Source organism: Rhodococcus sp. YH1 (assembly GCF_009939605.1).
Taxonomy (GTDB): domain Bacteria; phylum Actinomycetota; class Actinomycetes; order Mycobacteriales; family Mycobacteriaceae; genus Rhodococcus; species Rhodococcus aetherivorans.
Genome location: NZ_WVTE01000072.1, coordinates 1 through 11,324 on the forward strand (window position 1 = coordinate 1; position 11,324 = coordinate 11,324).

The 11,324-nt window shown below is 67.5% G+C and carries 14 protein-coding genes; 6 read left to right on the forward strand and 8 right to left on the reverse strand.

Annotated elements, in window-relative coordinates; genetic code table 11:
• Positions 1-226, reverse strand: a 226-nt coding sequence (locus AIIKEEIJ_RS07375) for an acyl-CoA dehydrogenase family protein (RefSeq protein ID WP_161995323.1), incomplete at its 3' end; no start/stop codon positions are given.
• A 98-nt stretch (positions 227-324) separates the two neighbouring features.
• Between AIIKEEIJ_RS07375 and AIIKEEIJ_RS07380 the strand changes: the two genes are divergently transcribed.
• Positions 325-1,224, forward strand: a complete 900-nt coding sequence (locus AIIKEEIJ_RS07380) for a LysR substrate-binding domain-containing protein (protein ID WP_161995328.1) — start codon at positions 325-327, stop codon at positions 1,222-1,224.
• Between the two features lie 344 nt (positions 1,225-1,568).
• Here AIIKEEIJ_RS07380 and AIIKEEIJ_RS07390 read toward each other — a convergent pair whose 3' ends face one another.
• Together AIIKEEIJ_RS07390 and AIIKEEIJ_RS07395 are read right to left on the reverse strand one after the other, a co-directional pair.
• Positions 1,569-2,207, reverse strand: coding sequence for a carboxymuconolactone decarboxylase family protein (locus AIIKEEIJ_RS07390; RefSeq protein ID WP_161995324.1), 639 nt, complete (start codon positions 2,205-2,207; stop codon positions 1,569-1,571).
• Between the two features lie 24 nt (positions 2,208-2,231).
• A complete protein-coding gene (locus tag AIIKEEIJ_RS07395; RefSeq protein WP_006935222.1) occupies positions 2,232-2,798 on the reverse strand; it encodes a VOC family protein in 567 nt (188 codons plus the stop codon).
• Between the two features lie 114 nt (positions 2,799-2,912).
• Between AIIKEEIJ_RS07395 and AIIKEEIJ_RS07400 the strand changes: the two genes are divergently transcribed.
• From AIIKEEIJ_RS07400 to AIIKEEIJ_RS07420, 5 genes are read left to right on the forward strand one after another with little or no spacing between them, the layout of a single operon-like run.
• Positions 2,913-3,554 carry a TetR family transcriptional regulator gene (locus AIIKEEIJ_RS07400; protein ID WP_161995325.1) on the forward strand — a complete coding sequence of 214 codons (642 nt, stop codon included), beginning with the start codon at positions 2,913-2,915 and terminating at the stop codon, positions 3,552-3,554.
• Positions 3,555-3,590: 36 nt separating this feature from the next.
• Entirely contained in the window at positions 3,591-3,986 is a 396-nt protein-coding gene (locus AIIKEEIJ_RS07405; RefSeq protein ID WP_006935219.1) for a nuclear transport factor 2 family protein, read from the forward strand.
• A complete protein-coding gene (locus AIIKEEIJ_RS07410; RefSeq protein WP_202916705.1) occupies positions 3,983-5,167 on the forward strand; it encodes an acyl-CoA dehydrogenase family protein in 1,185 nt (394 codons plus the stop codon). The genes AIIKEEIJ_RS07405 and AIIKEEIJ_RS07410 overlap by 4 nt, the downstream gene beginning before the upstream one ends.
• On the forward strand, positions 5,164-6,522 hold the full coding sequence (locus AIIKEEIJ_RS07415; RefSeq protein ID WP_006935217.1) for a phosphotransferase family protein: 1,359 nt from the start codon (positions 5,164-5,166) through the stop codon (positions 6,520-6,522). The genes AIIKEEIJ_RS07410 and AIIKEEIJ_RS07415 overlap by 4 nt, the downstream gene beginning before the upstream one ends.
• Before the next feature lie 14 nt (positions 6,523-6,536).
• Positions 6,537-7,430, forward strand: coding sequence for an isocitrate lyase/PEP mutase family protein (locus AIIKEEIJ_RS07420; protein ID WP_006935216.1), 894 nt, complete (start codon positions 6,537-6,539; stop codon positions 7,428-7,430).
• A gap of 155 nt (positions 7,431-7,585) precedes the next feature.
• On the opposite strand, the gene AIIKEEIJ_RS07425 is transcribed toward AIIKEEIJ_RS07420, so the two are convergent.
• The 5 genes from AIIKEEIJ_RS07425 to AIIKEEIJ_RS07445 are packed head-to-tail and all read right to left on the reverse strand — an operon-like array spanning position 7,586 to position 11,197.
• Complete coding sequence (locus AIIKEEIJ_RS07425) at positions 7,586-8,656, reverse strand: branched-chain amino acid ABC transporter permease (RefSeq protein ID WP_161995326.1); 1,071 nt, start codon at positions 8,654-8,656, stop codon at positions 7,586-7,588.
• Positions 8,653-9,537, reverse strand: a complete 885-nt coding sequence (locus AIIKEEIJ_RS07430; protein WP_006935206.1) for a branched-chain amino acid ABC transporter permease — start codon at positions 9,535-9,537, stop codon at positions 8,653-8,655. Before AIIKEEIJ_RS07430 ends, AIIKEEIJ_RS07425 begins: the two co-directional genes overlap by 4 nt.
• A gap of 15 nt (positions 9,538-9,552) precedes the next feature.
• Positions 9,553-10,260 (reverse strand): ATP-binding cassette domain-containing protein, encoded by a 708-nt coding sequence (locus AIIKEEIJ_RS07435; RefSeq protein WP_161995327.1) that lies wholly within the window; start codon positions 10,258-10,260, stop codon positions 9,553-9,555.
• Positions 10,257-11,057, reverse strand: a complete 801-nt coding sequence (locus tag AIIKEEIJ_RS07440) for an ABC transporter ATP-binding protein (protein ID WP_006935204.1) — start codon at positions 11,055-11,057, stop codon at positions 10,257-10,259. Before AIIKEEIJ_RS07440 ends, AIIKEEIJ_RS07435 begins: the two co-directional genes overlap by 4 nt.
• On the reverse strand, positions 11,054-11,197 hold the full coding sequence (locus tag AIIKEEIJ_RS07445; RefSeq protein WP_238406242.1) for a hypothetical protein: 144 nt from the start codon (positions 11,195-11,197) through the stop codon (positions 11,054-11,056). Before AIIKEEIJ_RS07445 ends, AIIKEEIJ_RS07440 begins: the two co-directional genes overlap by 4 nt.
• Positions 11,198-11,324: the final 127 nt, after the last annotated feature.

An 11,324-nucleotide genomic window follows, 5' to 3' on the forward strand; every position in this document is an offset into this window, starting at 1 on the left:
GCTCGGCGTCCTGCGCCAGGTTCAGGCCCAGCCCGCCCCACTCCTGCGGGATGGCGTACCCGAACAGGCCCATCTCCTTGGCGGCGGTGCGGATGTCGTCCGGAATCGCGTTGGTGTCGGCGATCTCGTCCTCGCGCGGCACCACGCGGGTGCGGATGAACTCGCGGACCTGCTTGAGGATGTCGACGAAGACGTCGTCGGGAACTTCCTGGTCGGTGATGTGCATGTAATCACTATGGCGTCGCCATTATGATCAGTCCAATACTTAATTGGTCGTTCTGAGATATCAGAATCGCAATGATCTCGATCGGAGAGGTGAGCGTCGTGGACATCGCACAGCTTCGGGCCTTCCTGGCCGTCGCCGAAGAGCTTCACTTCGGACGGGCCGCCGAGAGACTCCACGTTGCCCAGCCCCCGCTGAGCCGCACGATCAAACAGCTCGAACGCGAACTCGGCACAGTGTTGTTCGATCGCAACACCCGGTCGGTGAAACTCACCGCGAGCGGAGAGGCCCTCGTCGGTCCCGCGCAGGAAGTGCTCGACGCTCTGCGCCGTGCCGAGGCGTCGGTGCGCGCGGCCGACGACGGCGATGTCGGCCTCGTCCGGATCGCCTTCGCCGGCGTGTCGACCCACCAGCTCGTCGCCCGGCTCGCCCGCGTGGTGCGATCCCAGCGGCCGGGCATCCGACTCGAGCTCTCCAGCCAGAACTTCGCCCAGCCGGCGATGACGAGACTCGTGCACGGCGACACCGACATCGCACTGGGCCGCTGGGACATCATCCCCGCCGAGATCTCCGCGCGCGTCGTGATGCCGGACTCCCTCGTCGTCGCGCTGCCCGACACCCACCCGCTGGCCGGCGCGCGCCGGTTGTCGATTGCCCAGCTTGCCGCGGAAAGCTTCGTCTCCCTCCCGCCGCACGAGGGTGCGGTGCTTCCCGACCGGTTGCGGCGGCTCGCGCACGCGGGCGGGTTCGTTGCCGACGTCGTCCAGGTCGCCCCCGATACGCAGACCGCCCTGGCGCTGGTGAGCGCCGAGGTCGGGTGCCACCTGACGTTGGCGTCCGTGGCGAGCAACGTCACCGATCCCCATGTCGTCTTCGTTCCGCTCGACGAGTCGACCCCCGACGTCGACCTACGCGTGGCGTGGCGGCGTGACGACACCAATCCCGCGCTGCACGTGGTGCTGAAGGTGGTGCTCGGGTTCGCCGATGCGGCGAACGGCTGAGGACCGGAAGACCCCGAGCGGCCGCACCGGGCTCGGCGCGATCAACGATGTCGGTGAGGGTGAGTCGATGAAGGCCATGGCCGAGGGCATCACCCTCGGTCGCGTCTCCACCGGTGAGGACGTGGCAGCCTTCGTCTTCTACCTGGCCGGCCCCCGACTCGAACTACATGACGGGCCAATCCGTGCTCATCGACGGCGGCATGCTGTTCGTCCGAGATCCCGACGACGACCCGCTCACCGCCTCGCGGTGCGCGGCGCCGCCGGACCGGTTGCGCCGTCGAACAACCCACAACCGGTCCGACGAAGGGCGCGAGAGAACCGCAGCGCGCACGATGCAACGGCCGCTACTCGCCGGCCAGATCGGCGGAGAGGTCGGAGACATGGACGCCGTCCGGGATCCGGACCTCCTCGACCGGTTCGGGTCTGTCGTCGAACTCGAGCTTCAGCGCGCGGCAGATCGTAGCGTGCATGTCGTACATGCACGTGATGTAGGTGAGTTCCATGATCTCCTGGTCGGACAGGTGAGCCCGGAGCAGGGCGAACACCTCGTCGGGCACCCGGCCGCCACCGAGGACGAGCCCGTCCGTGTAGGCGAGCACGGCGCGCTCGAGCTCCGAGAACCGGTCGCTGATCTGCCAGTGCGGGAGGGCAGCGATCTTCTCTTCGGACATCCCGAGAGAACGCATCTGCTTGCAGTGCTGGGAGAACACGAACTGGCTCCCGCGCGCGTACCCGGCCCTGCCCTGACCGAGCTCGCGCAGCAGCGGGTCGAGACCTGCGTTGCGGTACAACGCGAAGCCCCGTACGGCATGCCGGAACACGGCCGGAGACTGTGCGAACACCGTCCACCAGTCGCCCGGCGTGGCATGAATGGTGCCGTGGTCGACGGCGGGGTCCTTGTCGGCGCCGAACAGCCGGTCGTAGAAGAAGAGGATCTTTTCGTCGTTCACCTCGGCACGAGGGACTTCACGGAGGCGGGGCATGTCGATTGTCCTTTCGGCCGTCGGTCAGGAGGCGCCGGTCGTGCGGCGGTCGGCCGCGGTCTTCGGCTCGTGCACGACGTCTTCCGGAGTGAACTCGCGCGTCCAGCAGGCGAATTCGAGGAGGACGCCGTCCGGATCCTGGAAGTAGAACGATCGGACGAAGGTGCCGTCGTGCACCTCCTTGGCCACGCCGGACGGGCTGTCGTCGTGGTTGAGGACGCGGCTGACCTCGACACCGTCCGCCTGCAGCCGTGCGCGGTACTCGCCGAACAGTTCCGGTGGGACAGCGAAGGCCACGTGGTTCATCGATCCGACCGCACTGGCGAGTTCCCCCTCGTCGGGGCGGCCCTTCGGCGCCGCAACGCCGGGGGCGGCATCGGGTGCGTCCTCGAGCCAGAAGAACGCGAGGGTGTTGCCTCCCCCGCAGTCGAAGAAGAAGTGCTGGCCGAGTCCCCCGGGCAGCTCGACCGTCTTCACCAGGGGCATGCCGAGGGTTCCCGAGTAGAAGTCGATCGTCCGCTTCATGTCGGAGCAGACGAGGGCGAGGTGATTGATCCCGCGGAGTTCGAACTTCGAATTCGATGTGGTCACTGCAATCCTTTCGGGCACTGATTCGGAGAAATCCGGGCAGGAAACGGAGAGAATCAGAGAACAAGGGGTACGAGATGACTTGACAGTCATGTCACCTTCGGGGATAGTCTGACCGTGGCCAAGTCATCTGTCAACACCCCGTCCGTACCCGCGCCGGTCGAGACCCTCACGGCGCGGGGGCGGAAGACTCGTGACGCCCTGCTCGACGCGGCGCGCACCGTATTCGAGACCGTCGGATTCCCCGACACCCGGGTCGAGCAGATCACCCAGGAAGCCAACGTCGCTTATGGCACCTTCTATCGGTATTTCGAGTCGAAGGAACACATCTTCCGCGAACTGAGCACCCGCCTGTTCAAGGATGTACACCGCCGCGAACCGACCGATCCCGACCTGTCCCCCGCGGCACGGCTCGTCGCGGCGAATCGCTCGTACTACAAGGCCTATCGGCGCAATGCACGGCTGATGGCGATCGTCGAGCAGGTCGCGACCATCAACGACGAGTTCCGGGAATTGCGCCACGAGCACCGCTCCCAGCTCATCGAACGGACTTCCCGGGCGATCGCCCGCTGGCAACAGGAGGGACTCGTCCGGCAGTCGCTCGACCCGGTACTCGCCGCCCGCGCGATGTCCGCGATGGTCGATCACACCCTCTACCTCTGGCTGATCCAGGGGGAGGCGGCGGACGAAGAGGCACTGCTGAGCACCCTCGACCAGATGTGCCTGGGCGCCCTGGGACTGGAATCCGATTCCCCCTGACATCCCATCCGCAGCACCGAGGAGAACCACCTTCGCATGTTGGATCTCGCAGACCGATTCTTCGCCGCCGTCCGAGCCGGTGACGTGGACACACTGACAAACCTGTATGCGCCGGACGCGCGCATCTGGCACAACGACGACGGCCGCGAGCAGACCGTCGAGGAGAACCTGCGCGTGTTGCGCTGGCTCACCCGCACGCTCGAGGACTTCCGTTACGAGGACGTCCGCCGCGACGCGGTTCCGGACGGCTTCGTACAGCAGCACGTGGTGCGCGGGGCCCTGCCGGGACACGGTCCGCTCGAAGTGCCTGCCGCACTGTTCGTCCGGGTCGTGGACGGACGGATCACCCGCATCGACGAGTACGTCGACTCCGCCGCCATCCGACCGCTGCACGAGACGACCGACACGACAACGAAGGGAAACGGGGCATGACCACCAATCATCCCGAGGGCCACATCGCAGACCTGTGCGCCCGCATGCGCTCGTTCATCGACAACCAGGTGATTCCTGCCGAGCCGGTCCTCGCGCGCGAGGACGACGACGCCCGCAAGGCACTCGATCAGCTGCGCACGCAGGCAAAAGAGCTCGGTCTGTGGGCCTTGGGTCACCCGGCGGACGTCGGGGGTGGTGGTGTGCAGTTCCTCGATTTCGTATACCTCAACGAAATCATCGGCCGGTCCGAGTTCGGGCAGCTCGCCGTCGGGTCCGTGTCCATGCAGGACACCTTGATGCTGCGCAAGCACGGCACCGAGGAACAGCGGGAACGATGGATCCCGCCGCTCGTCGCCGGCGAGTTCCTGCCCTCGGTGGGACTCACGGAGCCGGAGGTCGCCGGCTCCGATCCGACCCTGATCACCACCCGTGCGGAGCTCGACGGGGACACCTGGGTCCTCAACGGGCACAAGTGGTTCACGACGGGGGTCAAAGATGCGGGCTACTGCACCGTCTTCGCGCGCTCCGAGCCCGAGGACGTGCCCCGCCACTCCCGGATCAGCGCGATCATCGTTCCGACCGACACCCCCGGTTTCGAGATCCTCCGCTCGATCCCGACGATGGGCCACGATCCCAGCGACCACTACGAAGTCCGTCTCTCCGACGTGCGGGTGCCTGCCGAGAACCTGCTCGGCGAGCGCGGCAAGGGGTTCGCCGTCGCACAGGACCGCCTCGGGCCCGGCCGCATCTTCCACGGCATGCGCTGGCTCGGTCAGGCACAGCGAGCCTACGAGCTCATGTGCGAGCGGGCCAACACCCGTTACGTGCACGGTTCTCTCCTGGCAGAGAAGGGCGAGGTCCACCGGTACATAGCGGAATCCGCCGCGCAGATCCACGCTGCCCGGCTGATGACACTCGATGCCGCCCGCGCGATGGACTCCGGCGACGATGCACGCATCCGGATCGGGCTCGTCAAGTTCTGGTGTGCACGGATGCTGCACGACGTCGTCGACCGCGCCATCCAGGTGCACGGAGCGCTCGGGCTGACCGCCGACACGCCGTTGGAGCGGATGTATCGGCAGGCCCGGTACGCCCGCATCTACGACGGCCCCGACGAGGTCCACCGCATGTCCACAGCTCGCAAACTGTTGCGCGACCCGGGCGCGGCGCCGTGGCTGTGACCGAGGCTTCCTCGTCACTGGGTGACGGGATCCGAGCAATCCTCATCGAGGTGCGCGGCGAGAACGTCTCGGTCGGCGAACCCCGACAGCTGACCGGCGGCGCGAGCCGCGAGGTGTGGTCGGCGCAGGCAACCGATGCCGCGGGCAACCCCCTGCCCGTAGTCCTCAGGCGTGATCCCCCCGGGCACGGCGACGCACAGCGGATGCGCGCGGAGACGGCATGCCTGCGCGCCGCCGCCGCCGCCGGTGTGCCGGTACCCGCTGTCCTTGCCAGCGGTGACACCGCCCCCGGCATCGATGCCCCCTTCCTGCTGATGGAAAGAGTGGCCGGCGAGTCGATTCCCCGGAAGATCCAACGGGATCCGGCGCTCGCCGAAATGCGGGAGCGGCTGGCCGAGAAGATGGGATTCGTGCTGGGACAGATCCACAGCAGCGCTGTCGGAGCCCTCACGATGCTCGACACCAGAGACCCGATCGACGTGCTCGAGTCCGTCTATCGGGCTCTCGACGACCCGCGCCCGGCGGTCGAAATCGGGCTGCGGTGGCTTCGGGACCATCGGCCTTCGCGCCGACCGGCCACTCTCGTGCACGGCGACTTCCGCCTCGGCAACCTTCTGGTCGACGACACCGGAATCCGGGGCGTCCTCGACTGGGAGCTCGCCCATCTGGGCGATCCGATCGAGGACCTCGGATGGCTTTGCGTCCGGGCATGGCGGTTCGGTGCCGAACTCCCGGTCGCCGGTGTGGGGACCCGCGAGCAGTTGCTCGACGGCTACGAGAAGGCGACGGGTGAGCGGCCTTCGACGGCAGAGCTGCACTGGTGGGAGACCTACGGCACCCTGCGGTGGCTGGTGCTCAGCCGGTTCCAGGCGCAGCGGCATTTCGGCGGCGCCGAGCGCTCGCTCGAACTCGCCGCGATCGGCCGCCGGGTCTGCGAATCCGAATACGACCTGCTCCTGATCCTCGATCTGCTCGACGACGAGCCACCGGCGGCACCTGCTCCGCCGGCCGAGTCGCTGCACGACCGCCCGAGCCTGGCCGAGATTCTCGAGCTCGTCTCCTGGACGCTCACCGACGAAATCGGTCCGGCACTCGACCGGACGCAGGACCGGGAGCGCTACCTGCTGCGGATCTGCGTCAACCTCCTGGGCACGGCGCGTCGGGAACTCGACTCCGGCGACAGCACCGTGCTCGGGGACCTGTTGACCGAAGTCGGCTGCGCCACCGAGGCCGAGCTCGCAACCGCGCTTCACCGGGGAACGCTCTCGTACACCGACCCCCTTGTGCGTCGAGCCGTCTCGACAGCGGTCATGGCCCGTCTGCGCGTCGCCAATCCACGCCACCTCACCACGTGATCGAAAGCGATTCCATGTCAGATTTTCTCGGATCACCGACCCCTACCAGACCACGGCTGCGCCAACTGCTGGACAGCGCGGCACCGGTCCTGGCGCCGGGGGCCTACGACAGCCTGTCCGCGCGCCTGGTCGAGGCCGCCGGGTTCGATGCGGCGTACATGACCGGCTTCGGCACCTCTGCGAGTCTGCTCGGTCGCCCCGACGTCGGATTGCTCACCGCTACGGAGATGACCGACAACGCCCGCCGCATGGCTGCTGCCGTCGACGTCCCGTTGATCGCCGATGCCGATACCGGGTACGGCAACCCTCTCAACGTCATTCGCACCGTCCGCGACTACGAGAGGGCCGGCGTCGCGGCCATCCAGCTCGAGGATCAGGTCGCTCCCAAGCGATGCGGCCACATGGAGGGCAAGGCGGTCGTCCCGGTCACCGACATGGTGGCCAAGCTGGAGGCGGCCGTCGCGGCCCGCACCGATCCGGACCTCCTGATCATCGCTCGGACCGACGCCGCGGCCGTCGACGGGCTGGACGCGGCAATCGATCGCGCCCTGCACTACGCGGACGCCGGCGCCGACCTGTTGTTCGTGGAGGCTCCGGCCAGCATCGACGAGGTGCGTGCGGTGGCGACCCGGTTGAAGGGACATCGCCTGGTGTTCAACTGGGTAGAAGGCGGGCGCACTCCGCCGGTGCCGCTGGATGTGCTGGGCGAGCTGGGATTCGCTCTTGTGCTGTTCCCGATCGGCGCGCTGCTGGCCGCTACGAGGTCGATCCAGGACTTCCTGGCCACGATCGTGCGCGACGGGACCCCGGCGGCGGCGTTGTCGCGCCTGCCCTCCTTCGACGAGTTCACCGGGTTCATCGGACTGTCCGAGGTGAACGAACTCGGTTCCCGTTTCGCCGATCGCTGAGCCGGAAGGGTCCGCCTGGCCACATGGCCAGGCGGGCTTTTTCGGTACCGATCGCACCGGGCGACAGCCGGAGACCACTAACACCGCAGCGACGGACGGGCACCCTAGATCCTGATCGAGGGTGCCCGTCCGTCGCCGGTCGTGGTCCGGGCAGTTCAGCCGGTGGCCACCGGTTCCAATTCCAGTCCCGGGTCCTTTGTGCCCTCGGACCGTCCCCCGTCGCTGCGACGACCCGGGATGCATGCCACGAGCGGCGCGAGCCCCCACCGCACCAGACTGATCAAGCCGTAGGGCAGTACGAAGATGAACAGGATCAACGCCGCGCCGTAGGTGATGCCGGCCGCCGACTGGTTGAGTTCAGCAGTCCACTGCGGGACGTAGACGACGAAGAAGGCGCCGAACACGACACCGGGCACGGTACCGAGACCTCCGACCACGATCATGGTGATGAACGCGATCGCCAGCGGCAGCCCGAAGGCCTCCGGGCCGACGTACTGGACGACGAAGCTGTAGAGCACCCCGCCGACGCCGGCGAGTGCGGCACTGAGGGCGAACACGGTGGTCTTCGTCCGGGTGGCCGGCATACCGAGGGTCGTCGCCACGGCCTCGTAGTCACGGATCGCGATCAGCGATCGCCCGATGCGGCCGGCGGAGAGCCGGCGCACCACGAGATAGGTCAGCGCGGCGACGAGCAGGCACAGGTAGTACACCCACTGGTCGCGATCGAGACCGGAGGATACGGGTGCCTCGGCCGCGGTGACGTTGATGCCCGCCTGACCGTCGGTCACGTGCTCGAAGCGTTTGATCACGGCGGGGGTCACCAGTGCGAGACCCAGTGTGGCGAGCGCCAACTGGAGGCCGTGGAGCCGCAGCGCCGGCAGCCCGAACAGGTATCCGCCCACATAGCAGACCGCGAAGGCGAGCGGGAGCACCACCGGATAGGCGACACCATGGTTCTCGATCAGCACCGCACTGAGATACGCGCCCACGGCGAAGAAGAAGCCATGGCCCAGGGAGATCTGACCGGTGTTGCCTGTCAGCAGATTCAGGCCGAGTCCGACCACGACGTACACGAGAACCATGGAACGGTCGAAGTTGACGTACGGCGCCGAGACGAGCGGTGCGACCGCGGCGAGGACGAGCACCACCGCAACGGTGGTACGGCGGAGCCACACCGGTGCGTCGAGTTCGGCGCGGGGGCGGCGGAGCATATCGAGGACTTTCATACCCGCGCCACCTTCCGCGCACCGAAGAGACCTTCCGGCCTGAAGAGCAACACCCCCAGGATGAGGACCAGTGCCACGGCTTGCTTGAAGTCGTGGCCGATCCACTCGATGTACGTACCGGCGAGGTTCTCCGCGACACCGACGCACAATCCGCCGACGAGGGCGCCGACCGGACTGTCCAATCCGCCGAGAACGGCGGCAGCGAATGCGTAGATCAGCGACGCGACGAGCATGTTCGGCTGGAGGAACAATTGCGGGGCCGCGAGCGACGCCGCGAGCGCGCCGATCGCCGCCGCCAATCCCCAGCCGATCATCAGCATGCGACCTACCGGAATACCCACCAGCTCAGCGGAATCCGGATTTCCGGCGGCCGCCCGCATCGCGAGGCCGACACGGGTACGCTGGAACAGGAGGAACAGCAGCGCCGCGACAACCACGACCGCGCCGACGATCACGAGGGACTGCCGCGAGACTGCCACCGTCCCCAGCGTCACCACCGGTCCGGACACCGTCGACGGAAATTCCCTGCTCTGCACACCCCAGATCCAGCCGGCCGCGCTGTTGAGGACCAGCATCAGTCCGAGAGTGATGATGACGAGCGGCATGTGGTTCGGCGAGCCCGCCAGCGGCCGGATCAGCACCCGCTCGGTGACGGCGCCCATGAGGAACGCTACCGCCATCGCCCCGAGGATCGCGACATACAGCGGCGCACCCCACTGGTGGAACTGCCACGCGAAGAACGCCGCGAACATCGCCATCTCCCCCTGCGCGAAGTTCACGATCCCGGAGGCCCGGTAGACGAGGACGATGCTCAATGCGAACGCACCGTACAGTGCGCCCCACGTGAGCCCGTCTACCAATTGTTGAAGAAAGACGTGCATGACTCACTCCTGTGCTCAGTAGCCGAGGTAGGCGCGTCGCACCGACTCGTCGTGTGCGAGACCGGCGGCGGGACGCTGGGCGACGATGCGACCGGCGTCGACGAGCACCGCGGACGACCCGATGTCGAGGGCCAGGTGCGCGTTCTGCTCGACGACGAGAACTGTCGTCCCCATCTCCGCATTGATGCGGCTCAGCGCACGGAACACCTCCTGGGTGATGCGGGGGGCCAGGCCGAGGGACGGCTCGTCGAGCAGCAGCAGCCGTGGTGCGGCGACGAGGGCCCGGGCGATGGCGAGCATCTGCTGCTCGCCGCCACTGAGTCCGCCGGCCTGCTGCCGACGCCGCTCCCGCAGCCGGGGGAAGAAGTCGTACCACTGCTCGATCGCCCGGTCGGTGTCGGCGACGGCGGCCGCGTACCCTCCGATGCGGAGGTTCTCCTCGACCGTCAGGTCGCCGAAGGTGCCGCGGCCCTGCGGAACGTGCGCGATCCCGAGACGCGCGATCCTGTCGGTGCGCATGCCTGCGATGTCCCGGCCGTCGAATTCGATCCGGCCACGAGTGCGGACCATGCCGCACAGCGCCCGCAGGATGGTGGTCTTGCCGGCACCGTTCGCGCCGAGCACCACCGTCACCGCGCCCTTCTCGGCTTGAAATTCGATGCCGTGCAGAACTTCTGCACTTCCGTACCAGGCGAAAAGCCCCTCGACGCTCAGCAGGCTCACGCCGCACCCCCCAGGTACGCCTCGACGACCTCGGGGTGCGCGGCCACGTCGGCCGGAAGCCCCTCCGTGATCTTCTGCCCGAAGTTCAGCACGACGACGCGGTCCGAGATCGACATCACCATCGCCATGTGGTGCTCGACCAGCAGCACCGAGAATCCTCGTTCGTCACGCAGTTGCCGGACGGTCTCGGCGAGTTCGAGCACCTCCTCGTGGATGAGCCCGTTCGCGGGTTCGTCCAGCATCAGCAACTTCGGACGCTGCATCAGCGCCCGCGCGAGTTCGATCCGTTTCAGCGTCCCGTACGGAAGGGTGCCCGCCGGTTCGCGACCGACCCGGGCGAGGTTCATCGACTCGAGCAGTGCCCATGCCTCGTCGCGCTCGCGTCGCTCTTCACGTCCGGTCATCGGCAGACCCAGCGCGGCCCCGAGAAACCCGGTCCGGGTACGCGAGTACGCACCGGTCAGCACGTTGTCCACAACCGACATCGTGGGGAACAACCCGATGTTCTGGAACGTTCGGGCGATACCGACATCCGCGACCCCGTCCGCCGACAGCGACAGCAGATCCTTGTCCCCGAAGGCGATTCGTCCCGATTCCGGCTGGTACAGCCTGCTGATGCAGTTGAACAGTGTCGTCTTTCCCGCCCCGTTCGGACCGATCAACCCGACGATGTGGCCGGGCTCGATCGTGAACGAGGGACCGTCGAGCGCGACGACGCCGCCGAACCGGAGCCGGACCTCCTCCACGACCAGGGCGGGAACCGCGCCGTCGTCGCCGGCGTCCGGTACGGACGTCATCGCTCGGTGCTGCGGGTGACCGCAGCGTCGTAGTGCCACCTGCCGTCGCGGAATGTCATCGGCGCCATCGAGGTGATCGCGTAGGGATAGTCCGGCGTGGTGTCGAAGGTGATTCCCTCGATCGCGAGGTCGGTGGTCACACCCCGCATGTGCTGCACCGCGTCGAGCAGGTCGGACTACGACGCTGCGGTCACCCGCAGCACCGAGCGATGACGTCCGTACCGGACGCCGGCGACGACGGCGCGGTTCCCGCCCTGGTCGTGGAGG

Excerpts from the sequence above, each read along its gene's own strand:
- AIIKEEIJ_RS07430 (WP_006935206.1), bottom strand. The coding sequence starts at position 9,537 with ATGCACGTCTTTCTTCAACAATTGGTAGACGGGCTCACGTGGGGCGCA.
- AIIKEEIJ_RS07440 (WP_006935204.1), bottom strand. The coding sequence starts at position 11,057 with ATGACGTCCGTACCGGACGCCGGCGACGACGGCGCGGTTCCCGCCCTG.
- AIIKEEIJ_RS07410 (WP_202916705.1), top strand. The coding sequence starts at position 3,983 with ATGACCACCAATCATCCCGAGGGCCACATCGCAGACCTGTGCGCCCGC.
- AIIKEEIJ_RS07425 (WP_161995326.1), bottom strand. The coding sequence starts at position 8,656 with ATGAAAGTCCTCGATATGCTCCGCCGCCCCCGCGCCGAACTCGACGCA.
- AIIKEEIJ_RS07390 (WP_161995324.1), bottom strand. The coding sequence starts at position 2,207 with ATGCCCCGCCTCCGTGAAGTCCCTCGTGCCGAGGTGAACGACGAAAAG.
- AIIKEEIJ_RS07420 (WP_006935216.1), top strand. The coding sequence starts at position 6,537 with ATGTCAGATTTTCTCGGATCACCGACCCCTACCAGACCACGGCTGCGC.
- AIIKEEIJ_RS07405 (WP_006935219.1), top strand. The coding sequence starts at position 3,591 with ATGTTGGATCTCGCAGACCGATTCTTCGCCGCCGTCCGAGCCGGTGAC.